21 protein-coding genes and 1 pseudogene are annotated in these 19,654 nt (G+C 65.8%); 10 read left to right on the top strand and 12 right to left on the bottom strand.

The features are described 5' to 3' along the window. Positions 1-159: 159 nt before the first annotated feature. Complete coding sequence (locus tag G6N44_RS03360) at positions 160-1,467, bottom strand: DUF7159 family protein (protein ID WP_163661114.1); 1,308 nt, start codon at positions 1,465-1,467, stop codon at positions 160-162. A 212-nt stretch (positions 1,468-1,679) separates the two neighbouring features. Between G6N44_RS03360 and G6N44_RS03355 the strand changes: the two genes are divergently transcribed. After that, positions 1,680-3,137, top strand: a complete 1,458-nt coding sequence (locus G6N44_RS03355; RefSeq protein WP_163661112.1) for a peptide MFS transporter — start codon at positions 1,680-1,682, stop codon at positions 3,135-3,137. On the opposite strand, the gene G6N44_RS03350 is transcribed toward G6N44_RS03355, so the two are convergent. Then, entirely contained in the window at positions 3,131-4,084 is a 954-nt protein-coding gene (locus tag G6N44_RS03350; RefSeq protein ID WP_163661110.1) for a threonine ammonia-lyase, read from the bottom strand. The two genes, G6N44_RS03355 and G6N44_RS03350, sit on opposite strands and share 7 nt — an antisense overlap. Positions 4,085-4,121: 37 nt before the next feature. On the opposite strand from G6N44_RS03350, the gene G6N44_RS03345 reads away from it, so the two are divergent. Both G6N44_RS03345 and speB read left to right on the top strand, forming a co-directional pair. Beyond that, positions 4,122-4,544 carry an acyl-CoA thioesterase gene (locus G6N44_RS03345; RefSeq protein ID WP_179964467.1) on the top strand — a complete coding sequence of 141 codons (423 nt, stop codon included), beginning with the start codon at positions 4,122-4,124 and terminating at the stop codon, positions 4,542-4,544. Between the two features lie 49 nt (positions 4,545-4,593). After that, positions 4,594-5,631, top strand: a complete 1,038-nt coding sequence (speB, locus tag G6N44_RS03340) for an agmatinase (RefSeq protein ID WP_163661106.1) — start codon at positions 4,594-4,596, stop codon at positions 5,629-5,631. Between the two features lie 5 nt (positions 5,632-5,636). On the opposite strand, the gene G6N44_RS03335 is transcribed toward speB, so the two are convergent. The 3 genes from G6N44_RS03335 to G6N44_RS03325 all read right to left on the bottom strand — a co-directional run bounded on the left by G6N44_RS03335 (position 5,637) and on the right by G6N44_RS03325 (position 8,032). After that, on the bottom strand, positions 5,637-6,521 hold the full coding sequence (locus G6N44_RS03335; protein ID WP_163661104.1) for a cytochrome c biogenesis CcdA family protein: 885 nt from the start codon (positions 6,519-6,521) through the stop codon (positions 5,637-5,639). Positions 6,522-6,530: 9 nt separating this feature from the next. Beyond that, entirely contained in the window at positions 6,531-7,049 is a 519-nt protein-coding gene (locus G6N44_RS03330) for a protein disulfide oxidoreductase (protein ID WP_163661101.1), read from the bottom strand. 101 nt (positions 7,050-7,150) lie between these two features. Then, complete coding sequence (locus G6N44_RS03325; RefSeq protein WP_163661099.1) at positions 7,151-8,032, bottom strand: TIGR03854 family LLM class F420-dependent oxidoreductase; 882 nt, start codon at positions 8,030-8,032, stop codon at positions 7,151-7,153. Positions 8,033-8,118: 86 nt separating this feature from the next. On the opposite strand from G6N44_RS03325, the gene G6N44_RS03320 reads away from it, so the two are divergent. After that, positions 8,119-8,559, top strand: a complete 441-nt coding sequence (locus G6N44_RS03320) for a DUF6188 family protein (RefSeq protein ID WP_163661097.1) — start codon at positions 8,119-8,121, stop codon at positions 8,557-8,559. 17 nt (positions 8,560-8,576) lie between these two features. Here G6N44_RS03320 and G6N44_RS03315 read toward each other — a convergent pair whose 3' ends face one another. Further along, on the bottom strand, positions 8,577-9,050 hold the full coding sequence (locus tag G6N44_RS03315) for a hypothetical protein (protein WP_163661095.1): 474 nt from the start codon (positions 9,048-9,050) through the stop codon (positions 8,577-8,579). Between the two features lie 175 nt (positions 9,051-9,225). Here G6N44_RS03315 and G6N44_RS03310 point away from each other — a divergent pair, with 175 nt between their 5' ends. Beyond that, positions 9,226-10,503, top strand: coding sequence for a cytochrome P450 (locus G6N44_RS03310; protein ID WP_163661094.1), 1,278 nt, complete (start codon positions 9,226-9,228; stop codon positions 10,501-10,503). Here G6N44_RS03310 and G6N44_RS29360 read toward each other — a convergent pair. Together G6N44_RS29360 and G6N44_RS03300 are read right to left on the bottom strand one after the other, a co-directional pair. Next, entirely contained in the window at positions 10,496-10,717 is a 222-nt protein-coding gene (locus G6N44_RS29360) for a cupredoxin domain-containing protein (protein WP_235682928.1), read from the bottom strand. The genes G6N44_RS03310 and G6N44_RS29360 overlap by 8 nt on opposite strands. Before the next feature lie 232 nt (positions 10,718-10,949). Then, a pseudogene (locus G6N44_RS03300) lies at positions 10,950-11,099 on the bottom strand (dienelactone hydrolase family protein); the annotation flags it as partial. 108 nt (positions 11,100-11,207) lie between these two features. Here G6N44_RS03300 and G6N44_RS03295 point away from each other — a divergent pair. From G6N44_RS03295 to G6N44_RS03285, 3 genes are all read left to right on the top strand, one after another. Continuing rightward, entirely contained in the window at positions 11,208-12,134 is a 927-nt protein-coding gene (locus G6N44_RS03295; RefSeq protein WP_163661089.1) for an SDR family oxidoreductase, read from the top strand. 100 nt (positions 12,135-12,234) lie between these two features. After that, a complete protein-coding gene (locus G6N44_RS03290) occupies positions 12,235-14,025 on the top strand; it encodes an N-acyl-D-amino-acid deacylase family protein (RefSeq protein WP_372508278.1) in 1,791 nt (596 codons plus the stop codon). 31 nt (positions 14,026-14,056) lie between these two features. Next, positions 14,057-14,473 (top strand): nuclear transport factor 2 family protein, encoded by a 417-nt coding sequence (locus tag G6N44_RS03285; RefSeq protein WP_179964536.1) that lies wholly within the window; start codon positions 14,057-14,059, stop codon positions 14,471-14,473. A 9-nt stretch (positions 14,474-14,482) separates the two neighbouring features. Here the strand turns inward: G6N44_RS03285 and G6N44_RS03280 are convergent, their stop codons facing one another. From G6N44_RS03280 to bfr, 3 genes are all read right to left on the bottom strand, one after another. Continuing rightward, the gene (locus G6N44_RS03280) at positions 14,483-14,965 is read right to left on the bottom strand and encodes a carboxymuconolactone decarboxylase family protein (protein WP_163661083.1); all 483 of its coding nucleotides are present in this window, start codon (positions 14,963-14,965) and stop codon (positions 14,483-14,485) included. Between the two features lie 42 nt (positions 14,966-15,007). After that, positions 15,008-17,068: an MDR family MFS transporter gene (locus tag G6N44_RS03275; protein WP_163661081.1), complete on the bottom strand. Its 2,061-nt coding sequence runs from the start codon at positions 17,066-17,068 to the stop codon at positions 15,008-15,010. 152 nt (positions 17,069-17,220) lie between these two features. Next, positions 17,221-17,700, bottom strand: a complete 480-nt coding sequence (bfr, locus tag G6N44_RS03270; RefSeq protein WP_163669537.1) for a bacterioferritin — start codon at positions 17,698-17,700, stop codon at positions 17,221-17,223. Positions 17,701-17,942: 242 nt separating this feature from the next. Between bfr and G6N44_RS03265 the strand changes: the two genes are divergently transcribed. Then, positions 17,943-18,578: a fatty-acid--CoA ligase gene (locus G6N44_RS03265; RefSeq protein WP_163661079.1), complete on the top strand. Its 636-nt coding sequence runs from the start codon at positions 17,943-17,945 to the stop codon at positions 18,576-18,578. Continuing rightward, entirely contained in the window at positions 18,578-18,793 is a 216-nt protein-coding gene (locus G6N44_RS03260; protein WP_163661077.1) for a (2Fe-2S)-binding protein, read from the top strand. Before G6N44_RS03265 ends, G6N44_RS03260 begins: the two co-directional genes overlap by 1 nt. Here G6N44_RS03260 and G6N44_RS03255 read toward each other — a convergent pair. After that, positions 18,790-19,545 carry an enoyl-CoA hydratase/isomerase family protein gene (locus G6N44_RS03255; RefSeq protein ID WP_163661075.1) on the bottom strand — a complete coding sequence of 252 codons (756 nt, stop codon included), beginning with the start codon at positions 19,543-19,545 and terminating at the stop codon, positions 18,790-18,792. The two genes, G6N44_RS03260 and G6N44_RS03255, sit on opposite strands and share 4 nt — an antisense overlap. Positions 19,546-19,654: the final 109 nt, after the last annotated feature.

Here is a 19,654-nt window from a genome sequence, read left to right as displayed (position 1 = left end):
GCGCCGGCACTGCACCTCTCAGGCGCAGCGTGGGAGCGACAATTCGAGGTCGGCGGTGGCGCAGAAGGTTGCCCATGGTGAATTCATCGGCCCGGCAACTCAGAACGTTTCACCGCACGCATCGGCGCCCTTGCATGGGCCTCAGCAACGTCACAGCGCTCAGGGCGCGGGCGGGACCTGCTCGGGTTCGGTCACCGGAGCCTGCGCAGCCGTCTGTTGCACCGGCGCCGCCTCGGGCGGTATGGGCGGCGCCACCTCGGGGGCCAGAGGCACCTCCGATGCCGAGGACGGCTCCGGCGGCACTTGACTCTCAGGCAAGGGCGGCTGGACCGGTTCCGGCGGCGGCGCACCTGGGACAGGCTCTGATAACGGCGGTGACTGCCCAGGCTGCACCGCATCCGGTCCGGGCGCGGGAGGCGCCGTCAGTTCGCCGGGAAACGCGGTGTTCTCGGGTGGGACCGTGGTGGATTGATCGATGACATAATCGGGCTGGACATCCTCTGCCACCGGCTCGAGTTCCGGCGGCGCTTCGGATATCGACGCAGACGGCACCGTAGACATGACCGCAGAAGTCTGCGGCACGGCGGCCGAATCACCCGATGTGCTCACCACCGGACGCGTGCTCCTATGGGGCGGCGGCTCTGAACCGGGTACCAGCTGCTGGCCGATCGCCAGCGAGAGCGAGACCGCGAACGCCAGCACCCCACCGACCAATATCGCCAGCGGCGCCAATTGCTTTACAGGCCAGCGCCACCCGGACGGTGCCGCGCCGTCGTCATCGTAGTTCGACCGGTCGCGGCGCACCGAGGCCAACGCGGCCCCCCTGGCCAACGGCAATCCGGGTTCGGCAGGGGTGAACACCGGCACCCGGAGGGCCTGCTCCAATTTCGGCAGCACCGAGTCCAGGTCGACGGCGGATCCCACGACCACCAGAGCATCGGGCCGCGGATCGGCCGCGCCGAGAATGTCGGCCAACCAGGTGGTCAGGCCGGCCACGGTCTCGATGCCACGGCTGACTGCGGTCTGTACCGGATTGTTGCCGCCCACTGTCATCGCCTGCACGACATCGGGTTCCAGGACGCACACGCCGGTCGTGTCGAATCCCACGATGCCCGCGACGCGCCGCGCCAATGCATCGGTCGCTTGGGGCAGCCGCACCGGAACCACATTGGCGAACCCGGCATCGGCGAACTTCCTCAACAACACCGCACCCTCGGCAGCCGCCCCGGAACTCCAGGTGACACCGATCGCTGTCAGCCGCAGACCACGTTCTGCCGCAACCCTTTCGGCGCGCAGAGCCGCCTTCACCACATCGGCGCAAATGTCATCAGTTCGCGCGGGCGCAAGGCCGCGGATGTCGAAGGAGTCATGGTCGACGGTCGCTCCGTCGGCCTCGCAGCCCTCTAACAGGACCAGACCGACGGTGGACGGTGTCAACGAAACACCGAGCACCGCGTCCACGTGCACCCCCGAAAAGTGTGGCCGTCGTCCAAACGTTTCACAGTGACATTACCCGGTGGCAGCTTCGTGCCCACCCCCTGCATCCTCGGGCGCTGTTGAGCATCGCTGATGAAATGTGCTGTGCCACAGAATCGCCAGTACACAACGCAGTCGTAGTTTGCCGCCAAAGCCGTCAAATTCGACCGCCAGGGGACGTTCACATGGCAAGGTGGGGGCACATGCAGGAAGTGCAGGGTTCATCGCGTCACCGCACATTCTTCGGACATCCCGTCGGGTTGGCCAACCTGTTCGGCGTCGAGCTGTGGGAGCGCTTCTCCTTCTATGGGATGCTGACGATCCTCGGTTACTACCTGTACTACGTGGCAGCCGACGGCGGACTCGGGCTGCCCAAGAGCACCGCCACGGGCATCGTCGGCGCGTACGGCGGACTGGTGTACCTGTCCACCGTGCTCGGAGGGTGGATCGCCGATCGAATCCTGGGCATGGAGCGGACGGTGTTCTACGGCGGCGTGGTCGTCATGGCCGGCCATATCGCGCTGGCCGTCGTTCCCGGTCTGGCCGGCATCGCGGTAGGCCTGGTGCTGGTGGCACTTGGATCCGGAGCCCTCAAGGCCAACGCGTCCTCACTGCTGGGCACCCTCTACGACAAGAACGATCCACGCGCCGACGGCGGATTCACCCTCTTCTACCTCGGCATCAATCTCGGCGCCTTCGTCGGGCCGCTGGCCACGGGGTTGTTGCAGACGCGCATCGGCTTCCACTACGGCTTCGGTGCCGCTGCCATCGGTATGGCCCTCGGACTGGCACAGTACGTGATATTCCGGCGCAACCTCGGCAGCCACGGGCGCGTCGTGCCGAACCCTTTGGCGCCGCAGGCAATCGGCAGGGTCATCAGCGTCGTGGCCGCGCTGGCGGCGGTCGTGGCGGTTCTGTTCGCGGTGCACCTGATCTCGCTGGCCACCCTGTCGCAGTTCACCACCGCCGTACTCGTGGTGGCCTCGGTGATGTATTTCGTGGTGATGCTGACCAGCGCCAAAGTCTCAGATAGCGAGCGGATCCGGGTTCGGGCCTTCATCCCGCTGTTCATCGCCAACGCGGTGTTCTGGTCGCTGTTCCAGCAGACGTTCACGGTGCTGGCCGTCTACTCCGACGAACGGGTCAACTGGTCGCTGTTCGGCTGGACCGCGCCGTCGAGTTGGATCGGGTCGATCGAGCCCGTCTGGATCATCCTGCTCTCACCCGTGTTCGCGATCCTGTGGACCCGACTGGGCAACCGGGCACCGACCACACCGCGCAAGTTCGGCTACGGGGTGATCGGGATGGGCGCCGCGTTCCTGCTGTTTCTCCCGACAGCGTCGCACCAGGGCAAGGTGGTGCCCGCACTACTGATCGCCGGCATCATGGTGGTGTTCGCGGTGTCCGAGCTGCTGGTGTCACCGATCGGCCTGTCCGTCACGACAAAGCTTGCGCCAGAGGCTTTCCGGGCCCAGATGATGGCGCTGTTCTTCTTCTCGGTAGGGCTCGGCACGGCGATGTCGGGTGTGCTGGCTCAGCATTACGACCCAGCCCACGAGTTCGCCTACTTCGGCACGCTCGGGGCGGTGGCGATCTTCACGGGTGTGGTGGTCCTGCTGGTGTCACCGCGGATCAGCAGGTTGATGGAAGGCGTTCACTGACTCTCCGACAGGATCTCGGCCAGCAACGGTAGCGCGATGTTTCCGCCGGAGACGATCGCGACCGTCGGCCCCGGCGGTGTTTCCGCCGTGAGATAGCCGGCCAGCGCCACGGCACCGCTGGGTTCTGCCACCAGATGCGATCCGCGCGCCAGTTGCCTTACTGCCGAACGGATCTCATCTTCGCTCACCGTGATCACACCGTCGAGTACCCGTTGCAGGTGAGCGAATGTCAGCCTCGACGGCGTCGCGCGCAGGCCATCGGCGATGGTTCGATTACGTTGTGCCACAGGCCAGTCCACCAGGTGACCGGCGGCCAGACTCGCTGCGGTGTCTGCGGCGAGCTCGGGCTCCACCCCGAATATCTTGGCCTGTGGGCACAACGCACGGATCGCGGTGCCCACTCCCGAAGCCAGACCACCGCCGCTGATCGGGATGAGGACTGTCGCGACCTCGGGCAGATCCTGCGCGATCTCCAGCCCGATGGTGCCCTGGCCGGCGATCACGTCGGGGTGGTCGAACGGCGGCACCAGCACCGCGCCGGTCCGCTCGACCAGTTCGGCCGCGACCGCCTCACGCTGCCCGGCCCCGCACAACACCACCTGCGCGCCGTGATCCCGGGTGGCCTGCACCTTCACGGTCGGCGTCTCCTCGGGCATCACGATGTGGGCGGCAATGCCAAACACCGCAGCCGCGTAGGCCACTGCCTGAGCATGGTTGCCGCTGGAATAGGCCACCACTCCGGCAGCCCGGATATCGGCATCGAGTCGACCCAACGCGTTGAATGCACCGCGGACCTTGAATGCGCCGATCGGTTGCAGATTCTCGGGCTTGAGCCACAACGGTCGTTCAGGGTCGCCCCATCCGGCGGCCAGCAACGGGGTCCGCACGATGTCGGCGGCGATCCGCCCAGCGGCGGCATCGATATCCTCGAGAGTCACCAGCTTCACCACTCCAGTCTCTCCCGCGGCCGGTTACCGTGAAGCGGTGACCCGGTACAGCTTCGGCATCGTTCCCCGGTACGCCGAAATCGACCAGCAGGGTGTGGTGTTCAACGGCCACTACCTCACCTGGTTCGACGAGGCGTGCACCGGGCTGTTCGACCATCTGAAGGTGAGTTATGCCGATCTGATCGCCGATGGCCTCGACATGCAGGTGGTGCACTCCGAGATCGATTTCCGGTCGCCGGTCCGGTGGCGGGAGTCGGTGCGCGTCGCAGTGCAGTGCGAGCACATCGGGACCACCAGTTTCACCCTGAGTTTCACCGTGCTCGGCACAGACGCCGCCGGTGACGAGCAGCCCAGGGTCTGCGGCCGCAACGTCTATGTCGTGGTCTCGACCGATGACTGGTCCAAGCGACCCGTTCCCGACCGTGTCCGCACCGCACTCAGTTCCGTTGCCCGGCAATGAATCTTTCGGCCCGGCCATACCGCGATGCTCACGGCGGTAATGTCTGGACATGGGCGATCAGCACGATCACGATCCACAGCGTGAATTGCCGCCCGGCATGGCCGAGCAGCTCGACCTGCCGTACTCCGGCATGGTCTCGTTCGGGCACCGGCCGTTCCTGACCGAGGCGGCGCAACTCGACACCTGGCAACCCGATGTGGCGATCGTCGGTGCGCCGTTCGACATTTCGACGACGAATCGTCCCGGCGCCCGGTTCGGTCCGCGGGCAATTCGGGCGACGGCCTATGAACCGGGCACCTATCACCTCGACCTGGGCCTGGAGATCTTCGATTGGATCGAAGTGGTCGACTTCGGTGATGCGTACTGCCCACACGGGCAGACCGAGGTCTCCCACGCCAACATCCGCGAGCGGGTCCATGCGGTGGCCTCGCGCGGCATCGTTCCGGTGGTGCTCGGCGGTGACCATTCGATCACCTGGCCCTCGGCGACCGCGGTGGCCGATGTCCACGGCTACGGCAACGTCGGCATCGTGCATTTCGATGCGCATGCCGATACCGCCGACAACATCGAGGGCAATCTGGCCAGCCACGGCACCCCGATGCGTCGGCTCATCGAGTCCGGCGCGGTGCCCGGCACCCATTTCGTCCAGGTCGGACTGCGTGGTTACTGGCCACCGCAGGACACGTTCGAATGGATGCTGGAGCAGGGCATGACGTGGCACACCATGCAGGAGATCTGGGAGCGCGGATTCAAGGAGGTGATGGCCGACGCGGTTTCCGAAGCACTGCAGAAGGCCGAAAAGCTCTATGTCTCCGTGGATATCGATGTCCTCGACCCGGCCCATGCACCGGGAACCGGCACGCCGGAGCCCGGCGGCATCACCAGCGCAGACCTACTGCGGATGGTGCGAGAGCTGTGCCGCGCCCATGACGTCGTCGGAGTCGACTTGGTGGAGGTGGCCCCGGCCTACGACCACGCCGAGCTCACGGTGAACGCCGCGCACCGGGTGGTGTTCGAGGCGCTGGCCGGGATGGCCGCACGGCGCCGCGACGCCACCGAAACCCCGGCGGGCCCGCCGGCACGCTGAAGACCTCAACGCTGACGCTCCCCTGGTCGATCGGCCGACAACGACCGGACCGCCGAGCGGCCGACCAGACCGGCCACGACCAGCGCACCCAGCGCCACCAACCACGGCCACGCGCCGTGCCGGTGCACCCACCCCGCCAACGCGCCCTGTATACGGCCGGCGGCGGCGATCACCGGATCATCGGGATCTCCTGCGGCGCTGAACAATTGGATCTCGTACCAACCGTAGTAGGCGACGTAGGCACCGACGGCGATCAGCAGGGCTCCGCTGATCCGGCTGATGTACGGGACGACGCGGCGCAACCGGTCGAGCACTACGGTGCCGGCCAGCGCGGTCGCCACGGCCAGCACACCGACGACGAGGGCGAACCCTCCCGCGTACGCGCCGAACACCGCCACCCGGTGCAGCGCGGTGTTCGATTCCAGCGTCGCACCGGTGACCGCCAGGAAGGGCCCCACGGTGCACGTCAGTGATGCCAGCGCATACCCGACGCCGTAGCCGGCCATCGAGCCCAGCCGCGCCGTGGGTGCCCATCCGGCACGGCCGGCCACCGCGTCGGGCAACATCAACCCGAGCCGGCGGCCGGCCAGCAACCGGACCCCCAGCAGGATCAGGATGATCCCGATGAGCAACGTGACGTAGGGAAGGTATCGCTGCACGGTGTTTGCGGCGGCGACAGTCAGCAGGCCGAAGGCGCCGAACACCGCAACGAATCCGGCGGTCATCACCATGGTGGCCACGAGCGCTCGCGCCAGCGCGTTGAGCGGCCCGCGCGGTGAGGTGCCCCGCACCACCAGCGCCAGATACCCGGGCAGCAGCGCGAATCCGCAGGGGTTGAGTGCCGCGACGAGTCCGGCGCCGAACGCCAACGCCACCAGATTGTCCGGCACGCCCGGCGACTAACTCTTCAGGGCCGCGACCCGATCGGCCAGCTCCTGCTGCGGCATGGCCGAGGTGGGGTTGTTGACGAACGTGGACGACCCGTCGGGGCGGTAGAAGACATACGCCGGCTGCCACGGGACGTTGTAGCGCGCCCAGATCGACCCGTCGGCATCATTGAGATTGGGGAAATTGAGGTGGTACTTGTCGACGAATCCCTGCATGGCCCCGACATCTGAGTGTGCCGCCACACCGACGAAGCTGACCTGCGGATTGGCCGCGGCGACCTGGCTCACCGACGGCGCCTCGGCGTTGCAGAACGGGCACCACGGCGTCCAGAACCAGAGCACCGCGGGCCGCCCGGCCAGGCCGGCCCCGTTGAAGGGCGCGCCGGACAAGGTGGTGCCGGTGAACTGCAGCCGATCGTCGGCGATGGCAGTCGGTGCGGCAACCAGCGCCAACACCATCGCCACCGTCGACAGCACGCCGGCCAGGCCGGCTATGACTGATTGGCGCAACCGCGGGAGTCGCATCCTCATGGCAGTCTCCTTCGCTCAGGGCGCAGCGCACGCATGGCTGCGCATACCCCCTAACACGGAAGCCGACACCCCCGAGTTCACCGGCCGAGCTTTCGGCGGGATCAGTTCTGCCGGGGCAACAACTCGGCGGTGAACCGGTCCAGGAATGCAGCGCGACCGGTGGGACCCGCTGCCCTGATCACGAACTTGGTCAGGCCGGCCGCCAGATAGCCGTCGATCTGGCGGTGCAGGTCGGGCCAGTCGGCCGCCACCAGTTCGGTCGGGTCGACGTCGGGCCTGCGGCGACGCACCGCGGCGAGCAGGTCTGCAGGCAGCGCGCCGTCCCCCACCGCGAGGCTGATGCCGTAGTGGTCGGGTTCGATGGTCCGGCCTGCGGCCTCCGCCTCGGCCTCGATGCGCCGGCGCGCTGTCGCCGCCTCGGCCGGAGTCAGGAAGCTGCCCAGCCATCCGTCGCCGAATCTGCCGATACGGGTCAGGGCCGCCGGTGCCGATCCGCCCAGCCAGACGTCGATCGGTTTCACCGGTACCGGTTGCACCTGTGCGCAACGGACGGTGAAGTACTCCCCCTCGAACGACACGTCACGGCCGTTCAGGACCGATCGCAACAGGTGCAGCGATTCGTCGAAGACGGCGGCCCGGCGGCGGTCGGGGACGACGAAGATGTCCCGTTCGGCCGGCAGGGCCGAATGCAGGCCGAATACCGGGAGGACCCGCTTGGGTGCCAGCGCTGCCAGCGAGGCCAGTTGTTTGGCCACCAGCACCGGATGGCGGCCCGGCAGGATGGCCACCGAGGTCCCGACCTTCAACCGCCGGGTACGTGCCAGTGCGTAGGCCATGCCGATGAACGGATCCACCGCCGGGGTGTAGACCAGTTCGGAGAACCACAGCGAGTCGACCCCGGAATCCTCCAGGTGATCGACCATGCCGCCCAGTTCGTCCGGGGCGGTCTCGGCGCCGATGCCTACCCCGAACCGGACCTTCATCCGACGTTTCCCATGCCATCCATGATCGACTCAACACCGCGTGGGCGCCTCTTGTGCCCGGTGGTCCGGCGGTTCAGAGTAAGACAATGAGCGAACAATGGATTCAAGGGTGCTTGGTCCAGCGGATTGCGTTTCGCGATGGCCTGGTGCTCAACCTTGACGACTACAACGAACTGGTCATCTCGGTTCCGCTGGAACTGACACTGCCGGCCACCGATACCGACGCGTCGGAAGTGGTGTCGCTGGACCCGCGGTCACTGCGCAACGAGGTTCGGCCGCTGTTCGATTTCGCGGGGAAGCGCTGCACACATGCCGATTGGGAGGACAACGGCAGCCTGCACCTGAGCTTTTCCGATGGGCACCGCATCGATGTCCGGCCCGAGGAGGACCGGACATCGTGGGAGCTTTACGGGAAATACCACGGCTATGCAGCATGCCTGGCCCACGGGCGGGTCCGCGTCGTTCGGCACGATCAGGATGATGTCGACCGGAACGGCGACGAGGGCCCCACCCGCGAGAGCGGTTGACCGCTACCGGCGGGGCATCAGCCGACGCCGAAGATCGGGACCCACACGCCGAACAACCACACACCCCACTGCCGGAACCCGTGGTCCCACACCGGGTTCAAGTTGTAGCCCCAGTAGTTGATGGTCGGTGGCAGCGGGCCGCCCCGCCATTGGAACGGTGGCGGCGGACCCCAACCCCACGGCGGCGGGCCTTGTCGGTCGTCCCACCAGTCGTGCCGGTTGTTCGCCCACCACGGACCCTTGTCGTCCCAATGACCACGTTTGTCGAAATCAGGGCGGCGGTTGTCGAAATCGTGCCCGCGGTTGAAATCACGGTCATGGCCGGGCGGCCCGCCGTTGCAGAACGGGAAGCAGTCGTCGTTGCCGTGCCCCGGCTTGAGCGGAACCGGCGCAACGGGCGACGCCGATGCCACCGGAGTCCCCAGCCCCGTAACACCCATTCCGAACGCACCGACTGTCAACGCGGCCGCCACGAACTTGGTCAGTCTCATACCTGAACCTCCTACGGTCGTGACCCGGCGCCTGCCATCCCCCAATGGCCGGGCGCCACAACGCCTTGCAACTCACCTGGCTGCGAGCGGCGAAACGTGCACCCCCGAGGGGTATCGCCGTGGCCGATCCGAGCGTTACCCATTTTCTGGACCGCCGCGGCCCTACCCTGGCAGGGTGGGTATTGCACCGCGAATCAACGGAGCCCGTCCCGACGACATGCCGCGCTCGGAGATCAACCTCGGTTCCTGGCAGTTCTGGCGCGAAGACGACGATTTCCGGGACGGCGCATTCGGCGTGCTGCGCCGTGACGACCCGATCTCCTTCCACCCGGCCTGCATGCTCGACGGCTCTCCGGAGACTGCCGGACACTGGGCGGTGACCAGGTACGACGACGTCTTCCACGCCAGCCGCCATCCGGAGATCTTCAGCTCTGCGTCCGGAATCACCGTCGGTGATCAAACCCCGGAATTGGCAGAGTATTTCGGCTCGATGATCGTGATGGACGATCCGCGTCACACCCGGTTGCGCAACATCGTGCGCAGCGCGTTCACCCCGCGGGTCGTGGCCCTGATCGAGGATTCTGTGCGTGACCGGGCCCGGCGCCTGGTCAGTGACATGGTGGCCAGAAATCCCGACGGCACCGCCGAACTGGTCGGCGAACTCGCCGGACCGTTACCGCTGCAGATCATCTGCGACATGATGGGCATCCCGGAACCGGACCATCAGCGGATCTTCCACTGGACCAACGTGATCCTGGGATTCGGCGACCCCGATCTGACCACCGACTTCGACGAGTTCCTCCGGGTGGCGATGGACATCGGCGCTTACGCAACAGCGATGGCCGACGAACGACGTGCGGTGCCCACCGAGGATCTGACAACCAGCCTGGTGCAGGCCGAGGTCGACGGGGAACGGCTGACCTCGGCCGAGGTCGCCTCGTTCTTCATCCTGCTGGTGGTCGCGGGTAACGAGACCACCCGCAACGCCATCAGCCACGGCGTGCTCGCCCTCACCCGGTACCCCGAGCAACGTCAGAAGTGGTGGTCGCGCTACGAGGAACTGGCCCCGACCGCGGTGGAGGAGATCGTGCGCTGGGCCTCGCCGGTGAACTACATGCGCCGCACCGTCACCCAGGACACCGTGCTCGGCGGGACACCGCTGCCCGCCGGAGCCAAGGTGACCCTGTGGTACGGATCGGCAAATCGCGACGAGTCCAAGTTTGCCGATCCATGGAAGTTCGACATCACCCGCCATCCCAATCCCCACCTCGGATTCGGCGGCGGCGGTGCGCATTTCTGCCTCGGAGCAAACCTGGCACGACGTGAGATCACCGTGGCGTTCGAGGAACTGCACCGCCAATTGCCCGACCTCGTTGTGACCGAGGAACCCGACCGACTCCTGTCGCCGTTCATCCACGGCATCAAGCGCATGCCGGTGGCCTGGTCTATTTGACGGTCAGGGTGCCCAGCATCGCGGGGTGATACAGGCAGTAGAACGGGTACTCCCCCGGCTCCTGCGGAGCGGTGAGCGTTGCCCGTTCCTTGCCCTCCACGTGGACGTCGAACACCCCCTTGGTCCGCGACGTCACCGAATGCTCGACCTCATCGTTGTTGACGATGGTGATCTGGGTCCCGGGCGCCACGGGTCCCAGGGCGCTGAACCCCATGCCTTCGATCATGATGACCGGGCCGTTCGGTACGCCAGTACCCGGACTGACGGTGACACTGCCCGATTGCTCGCCATGACTAGTCGGCGAATTCGATTGTCCGCAAGCAACACTCACCCCCATGAGTAGAAACATCGACGCTATCAACGCTGCAAGTCGAAGCACCTTCGCCCCCTGAGATTGTCGTCACCGCCGATGATTATCCGCCCCGCGGGGCTGCGATGTGCCGGTTTCAGGCCAGATGTGCTGCGAACCAGTCCTGCATCCGGCGCCAGGCGTCGGCCGCGGCCGCGGGGTTGTAGCGGTCGCCGGTGTCGTTGAAGAACGCATGGTTGGCGTCGGATTCGGTGATCAACTCGTGCACCATTCCCAGCCGGCGCAGGTCGCGATTTCCTCGGCGATGTAGCGCTGCAGTGGAGTCACTTCAGCCAGTATGCGCTGAAATGCCGAACTGCAGCTATAGAACTGCAGGTCGCGCGATACTCGTCGGATGGCCTGGATACCCGACCCGGAGGCGCTGCGGGGACACGTTGCCGTGGTTGCCGGGGCTACCCGTGGCGCGGGTCGGGGTATCGCCGCAGCGCTGGGTGAGGTTGGTGCGACCGTCGTGTGCACCGGTCGGAGCAGCAGATGTGGAAACCGCCTCTCCGACTACGACCGGCCCGAAACCATCGAGGAAACCGCCGAACTGGTGACGGAGCTGGGCGGATCCGGCGTCGCCGCACAGGTCGACCACCTCGATGTGACGCAGGTACGCAAGCTCGCCGGGCGGCTCAAGGCTGATTACGGGCACATCGACATCCTCGTCAACGACATCTGGGGAGCCGAGGTCCTCAAGGGGCCGCCGGATACCTGGGGACGACCGATGTGGCAGCACGACCTCGACGACGGGTTACGGATGCTGCGTCTCGGACTGGACACGCACCTGATCACGTCGCACTGTCTGCTGCCGCTGCTCGCCGACCGCCCCGGTGGGCTGTTGGTCGAGATCACCGATGGAACAACCGAATTCAATGCGGAGAACCCCCGACTCTCGGTGTTCTACGACCTGGTCAAGAACGCAGTGAACCGACTGGCGTTCAGCCACGGGTACGAACTCGCCGCGTTCGGTGCGACCGCCGTCTCGGTCACCCCGGGATGGCTGCGCTCGGAGATGATGCTCGACAACTACGGCGTCGGCGAGACCAATTGGCGTTGCGCACTCGACCTCGCCCGCACCGACGGCTACCCGGCGGCTCCGCCGGGATTCGCCGAATCCGAGTCCCCCCGCTTCGTCGGGCGCGGGGTCGCCGCGGTGGCCGCCGACCCGCAGAGAGCCCAGTGGAACCAACGTTCCACCAGCTCGGCCGCACTGGCGCGCCACTACGGATTCACCGACCTCGACGGGCGTCTTCCTGACGCCTGGGCTCCGCTATAACCCCAGTTCAGCCCGTCCCCTCCCACTTTGGTAGACATTTTTTCAAATCTGTTCACTGATTTCATTGACATGCCCCTACCGGGACGGTTCTATGGGCTGGGTGAGCTTCGACACGATCCTTCGCAACGGCCGGTGGTTCGACGGCACCGGTGCCCCGTCAGCGGTCCGCAACATCGGAATCAGTGACGGGCACGTGGTTACCATCTCCCCCGACCCTCTTGACGAGACGGACTGCCCGCAGGTCATCGACGCCACCGACAAATGGGTCATGCCCGGGATGTTGGATATCCACACCCACTACGACGTCGAGGTCCTCAACGGCCCGTCACTGTCGGAGTCACTGCGCCATGGCGTGACCACCGCGATGCTCGGATCCTGCTCGCTGTCGACCGTGCACGTCAGCGGCACCGATGCCGGTGACCTGTTCGGCCGGGTCGAGGCGATCCCGCGCGACCAGGTGATCGCCGCCGTCGACGACAATAAGACGTGGACCAACTGCGACGAATACGTATCAGCACTCGAATCGCTGCCACTGGGCCCCAACCTGACCGCCTTCATCGGGCACTCCGATATGCGGACCGCAGTGATGGGCCTCGACCGGGCGACCCGTAAGGACCAGCGACCGACCGCAGCCGAGCAGGCCCGCATGGAGCAGATGCTCACAGAGGCCCTCGACGCCGGGTTCGTCGGGATGTCCTCACAGCAACTGCTTTTCGACAAGATCGACGGTGACACCTGCCGATCTCGAACCCTGCCCTCCACCTACGCCAAGCCACGCGAGTTGCGCCGGCTCAAGTCGATGCTGCGGCGCACGGGCCGCGTGCTGCAGTCCGGTCCCGACATCCAGAATCCGCTCAACCTGGCCTCGCAGGTCGCGCAGTCCCTCGGGTTGTTCCGCAAGCAGCTCAAGACCAGCCTGCTCTCGGCCGCCGACATCAAGGCCAACCCGTATGCGATCTGGATGATGGGACCGCTGGCCAAGGCCGCGAACGCGCTCGGCGGGAACTTCCGGTGGCAGCATCTGCCGGTGCCGTTCGAGGTGTACGCCGATGGTATCGACCTGGTGGTGTTCGAGGAATTCGGTTCCGGCGCAGCGGCTCTGCATCTGCGCGACGAGGTCGAGCGCAACGAACTGCTGCGCGACGAGTCCTACCGGCGCGCGTTCCGCAAGGACTACGACAGCAAGTTCGGCGTGCGGGTCTGGCACCGCGACTTCTTCGACGCCGAAATCGTGGCCTGCCCCGACGAATCCGTGGTCGGCATGACGTTCGGCCAGGTCGGGCAGGAGCGCGGTGAGCTGCATCCGGTCGATGCCTTCCTGGATCTGGTACTCGAGCACGGCACCGCGATCCGCTGGCGGACCACGATCTCCAACCACCGGCCCGAGGTGCTCAAGAAGCTGGCCCGCGATCCGGGCATCCAGCTCGGTTTCTCTGATGCCGGCGCGCACCTGCGGAACATGGCCTTCTACAACATGGGACTGCGCCTGCTGCGCCACGTCCGCGACGCCGAACGGGCCGGTACGCCGTTCATGTCGATCGAGCAGGCCGTGCACCGACTCACCGGTGAACTCGGCGACTGGTACCGGATCGACGCCGGTCATCTGCGCGTCGGCGATCGCGCCGACATCGTGGTCATCGACCCGGCGCACCTCGACGACTCTCTCGACGCCTACGCCGAGGAGGCCGTCGAACAGTACGGCGGGTTGTCGCGCATGGTGAACCGCAACGACGACACCGTCACCGCGGTGCTCGTCGGCGGACGCACCGTATTCGCCGACGGTGCGCTGACCGACCTGGTGGGTAATCAGCGCACCGGCCAGTTCCTGCGGGCCGCACACCGCGTCCCGTCGATCTCCACCAACGATGGGAAGTTGACCAGTGCCCGTTGAAGACGTCTCGATCGAGGAAACCGTTCACGGCATGTGGAAAGCGCTGTCGGAACGCGACTGGGAACTTCTCAAGACGTACCTGTCCGATGACTGCATCTACCTCGACATGCCGGTGGGCCCCGCCGCGGCGGCCAAGGGCCCTGAGGACATCGTCAAGCGGCTCAAGATCGGTCTCGAACCGCTGGCCTCCTACGAGAACTTCCCGGGCCTGCTCGTGGATAACGGTCGCGATGCCATGTACGAACATCACGAGGAATGGCACTGGACCACAGGAGAATCCGCCGTGCTGAAGTTCGTCACCGTGCACCGGATCGAGAACGGCAAGGTGACGCTGTGGAAGGACTACTGGGACATGAGCGCCCTGGCCAACCACGCCCCGCCGGACTGGCTGGAGAACTTCGCCACCGCCGACATGTCGTGGGTGTTCGACGCCACCGGGCTGGTCTGACCCCGTCGATCAGAGGGTGATCTTGCAGGTTTGCCCGATGTCGAGGGTCCGCAGCATCCGGCCCATTCCGAGCCACATCGCACACGACAGCGACAGATCGGTGAGCAGTTCGGAGTCGAACTGCTCACCGGCGCGCTGCCAGAAGTCCTCGTCGTCGCGCAGTCCGGTGTGATCGGAGGCGAATCGCGCGGCGAACTCGGCGGCAATCCGCTCCTGCGCGCTGTAACCCGGCCAGGTCCGCCACTCGGCGGCGTGATCGTAGAGATCCTCGTCCACCCCCGCCGCGGCCCCCTCGGAATCGCGGGTGTTCTGGCACACCACGCACTCGTTGTCGAGCGCGATCACCATCCGGGCGAGCTCCCGCACCCGAAGGGGCAGCCGCCCCTTCGTGTACACCGCGTTGGTGAAGTTGGCCATGGCGGTGCCGATCTCGGGAGACCTGAGGATCCAGCCGGCCACGTCGTCGTCGGGAAATTCTCCGATACGGCTCATGTGCTGAATCGTACGTAAAACACCGCAGTTCTGGAACAAGTTCTAGTTTTTGGCTCCGGAGCCGGTCCGCTCCACGACACGGTGGTCATCGCCCCAGTCCCTTTGCACCACCACCCGGTGCGCGATGCGTTCGAGCGCGGCCTCCACCTGGGTCCGGTCCGGTCGGCCCTCGAACGTCGACGAATCGCCCAGTTTGTCGACGATCCGCCCCACGAGTGCCGCCGAGACGCCGTCGACCTGCCGTACCCCACTCTGGGTCAGCCAGAGGTTGTCCCCGGTGCGCAACACATAGCCGTCCTGCACCAACCGGTTGAAGGTCGGCTCGAGCACTTCGCAGGGTACGACCAGGCGGTCGGCGATCTCGGTCAGGCGAGCCGAGCCGAAGATCTGGCCGTGCCGGTAGATCTTGAGCAGCGCCCACAAGCCCGCAACGTCCAGCTCGCACCCCGGCCCGCCGGCCACGTTGCGCAGCCGGATCTCGGGTGAACTCCGCATCAGCCGGCTGATCACGGTTTCGAGCACCTGGTCCGCCGATTCCGAGCTCGGCATGCCGAAGCCTTCACCGAGATCGGCCGCCATCGTCGCCTCCGCCTCGAGCAGTGGCACTTCTTTGAGGAACAGCGCGACGATCAGGCCGACCAGCGCCACCGGCGCGGCACAGAGGAACACCAGATCCAGCGCATCGGCGTAGGCGTTCACGATCGGGGCCGCGACCTCGGGGGCCAACTCGTGCAAGGCCTTGGGCGAATCGCCGGCGACCGACGGAGCGCCGCTGACCGCAAGTGCGCCTGGCAGCCGGTCCGACAGGAATCCGACGAACAACGACCCGAAAATCGCGGCACCGAAGGAACTCCCGATGGTCCGGAAGAACGTCACGCCCGAGGTCGCCACGCCCAGATCGCTGAAATCGGAGGTGTTCTGCACGATGAGGACGAGAACCTGCATGCACATGCCGATGCCGGCACCCAGGATGAGCAGGTAGAGCGACTGGATCGGGACGGGTGTCGCGGCGTTCATCCGCGACAGCAGCACGAAACCCACGAGCATGATCGCCGTGCCGGCGATCGGGTAGATCTTGTACCGGCCGGTGCGGCCCACCAGGCTGCCGCTGACCGTCGAGGTGATCAATAGCCCGATGACCATCGGCATGGTGCGCAGTCCGGACTCGGACGGCGATACACCGTCGACGAACTGCATGAAGGTGGGCATGAACGTCAAGGCGCCCAGCATCGCGAAGCCGACGACAAACGACAGCACGCAGCACATCGTGAACACCGGATTTCGGAACAGGCGCATCGGCAGAATCGGTTCGGCCGCTCGGATTTCGGCCCGGACGAACATCGCCAGCGCCAGGACGGACCCGATCACCAGTCCGATGATGGTCGGCGAGGTCCAGTCCAGTTCACCGCCCAGGCTGGTGGCCAGGGTCAGACCCGACGCCCCCAGTCCGACCCACACGATTCCGGCGTAATCGATCACCGGGCGCGGGCCACGGGAGACCATCGCCGGGATGGTCGCCGCCGCGACGAACAGGACCACGATGCCGACCGGGATGCTCAGCCAGAAGGCCCACCGCCAGCCGAGGTGATCGGTGACGAACCCGCCCAACAGCGGACCGGCCACGGTGGTGACGCCGAATACGGCGCCGAGCGCACCCTGATAACGTCCGCGGTCTCGCAGCGGGATGACCTCGGCGATCAACGCCGAGGACGTCACCATGATGGCGCCGCCGCCGATCCCCTGGAGCACGCGCGCGGCCACCAACATGGCCATGGATCCCGACATGCCGCTGAGGACCGACCCGACCAGGAAGCACACGACCGCCACCTGGTACACGGCCTTGCGGCCGAAGATGTCGCCGACTTTCCCGACGACGGCGGTGACGACGGTGGAGGCGAGCAGATAGCTGGTCACCACCCATGCCTGATGACCGGCACCGCCGAGGTCCGCCACGACGGTGGGCAGCGCGGTGGCGACGATGGTCTGGTTGAGCGAGGCCAGCAGCATGCCGAGCAGCACCGCGACGAACACCAGGTTGCGCCTGCGCACACTCAGCAGCGGCGGCCCCGAGTGGTGCTCGGCGGTCGATGTCGGGCTCGTCATGGCTTCCTTTCGCCGGTCTGCCGGTACGGTCCGGTAGCCATATCGTTAGGTAAGCTATGAAAGTTACAGCGCGAACAAAGCCGCCCCGGACAACCGGCGGTGCACCGGCTACCCAGGGCGGCCACGACTGAAACTGGCGGCGCTACCGGCCCTTATTGAGGTGGCCGGGAGACGCACTGCGCGGCATAGAGCGCATCGCCCAACTTCTCCATGAGCTCGAGCTGGGTTTCCAGGTAGTCGATGTGGCCTTCCTCGTCGGCCAGGATCGTCTCCAGGATCCGCGCCGAGGTCGCATCCTCTTTTTCCCGGCACATGATTATTCCGGGCCGCAGCCGGGCGACGACCTCGTACTCGATCGCCAGATCAGCCTCGAACTGTTCACGAAGGGTCTGCCCGACACGCAACGAAAACAGCCGCTGGTAGTTCGGAAGTCCGTCCAGCAGCAGGATTCGATCGGTGATGGTCTCCGCGTGCCGCATCTCTTCGAAGGATTCGGCACGGGTATGTTCAGCCAGTTCAGTAAATCCCCAATTATCCTGCATCTTCGAGTGCAAGAAATATTGGTTGATTGCAGTGAGTTCGCTCGTCAATTGCTCATTGAGCAATTTCAGAACATCCGGATCGCCTTGCATGATCACTCCTAAGCACCTTGAGGGTCGGCCAAGTGTTGCCGTGTGCCGCGCACGTCCAATCTAGTCCAGGTATCACGGTGTAGCGCAATGATTGACGCCCAATTCGGCGTGTTCGTGCGGCATTACCGCGGAGCCCACGTCACCGCACCCGAGGCGTGTCCAGGAGGAGTGGACTGGCTGTCCTAACTAAGGTTAGACTGCACTAATCCGCTATCCCACCCCGAATGAAAGGTCGGCAATAAATGAGTGAGTATGATTTGCACTCGCTCATTTTGTCCTGCGATTTCCGCGTCGACGATGTCGAACAAATGTGGAAATGGATGAAGAAACATCGCTCGGGATTGCTGTCGATCGGCGCCCACCATGTGGTGCTCTATAAATCAATTTGGGAGCCCGGCCGAGTATTGGTCACGATCGGAATTCGGCATGCCCGGTCAATCCGCGACGTACTGCGTTCACCGGCAATTTTCGAGTGGTTCGACATTTCCGGCGTCGAAGATATTCCACCGATATTCGGCGGCGAAGTGGTGGAGAAGATCGACCTGACCGAGCCGTCCCCGGAAGGTCACGTGGCCGGGGTGATCGTCGGCGCGGTAGCCACCGTCGACGACGTGCCGACCTTGATGCGCAAGGTGCACGACGGTCTCGAGCGCTTCGAGCAGGGCGGCATCCGAAAGATCTGGATCTATCAGGCCCTCGACGACGGCCAGGAAGTGATGATCCTGCAGGAGGTCTCCGACGAGATCAGCGCCCGGCAGTGGATCGACCACCCGGACGCGGCGGCCGAGTGGATGACCACAGCCGGTTTCGGTGCCTACCCGAGCCTGTTCGTGGGCAAGTTGGCCCACATCATGAACGTCGACGAGCAGGACGACTGATGTTCGTCTGCCTGTGCACCGGCGCGACCAGTCAGGTCGTCAACGAAATCGTCGAGTCCGGCGCCACCAGCTCCAAAGAAGTGGCCGAGGCCTGTGGCGCCGGCGCCGACTGCGGGCGGTGCCGCCGCACCATCCGCGCCATCATCGCCGCCCATCAGGCAGCTGACGGGTGTCCCAACCAGCCCAACGGTTGCCCGTCGCGGGCCACCCGCTAGCCCTTACGGTCGGCGAATTGAGCCAGCGCGTCGACGTTGGCCGCCCCGCCCACCAGTTCGACGAACAACGCCTTCTCCCGCTCCACGGCCGCCGAGATCTGATCGCGGATCGGTGCCACCATCGCTTGTTTGACCGCGATCAGGCTCGAAATCGGCTTGGCTGCCAGGATTTCGGCGTATCCCCTGGCCTCGCTCAGCAGATCGTCAGGCTCGCAGACCTTCCACACCAGGCCCATCTCGCGGGCCTCGGCCGCACTCACCCACTCCGAGGACATCAGCAGCCAGGCGGCGTTCTGCCTGCCGAGCAGTCGTGGCATCAGATACGACGAGGCCGCCTCGGGCGCCACGCCCAGGCTGGTGAAGGGACACTTCAACCGGGCCGATGAGGACATGAACGCCAGGTCGGCGAACCCGAGGATGGTGACGCCGATACCGACGCCGACCCCATTGATCGCACAGATCAACGGCTTCGGGAAATCCGCAAGCACGTCGAGCATCCCGTAGAACCCGTGCTCGCCGGGGTGGATTCCTCCGGGTTGGTGATGCGGGCCTGCATCTCGACGAGGTCGTTCCCCGCGCTGAACCCCGGCCGCCCCGGTCAGCAGCACCACCGCCACGTCGGGATCCTCGGCTGCGGCACGCAGGGCGACCGTCGTCTCGTCGTAGAGCGCCTCGTTGAACGCGTTGAGCGCATCGGGGCGGTTGAGGGTCAGCGTGCGTACCCGATTGTTGTCCTCGATCAGCAGGGTCATCTCTCACTCGCGTGCGCGCCGTAGCCGCTGCAGCCTAACGAGAACACGTTCCACTATGACCGCGCGGGTGCGGAATGCGCGCCACGCGTGGGCGGTTGCCCCACCGACG

Origin of the sequence: Mycolicibacterium alvei, assembly GCF_010727325.1 — a bacterium.
Taxonomy (GTDB): Bacteria; Actinomycetota; Actinomycetes; order Mycobacteriales; family Mycobacteriaceae; genus Mycobacterium; species Mycobacterium alvei.
This window is presented reverse-complemented; position numbering and strand designations above follow the sequence as displayed.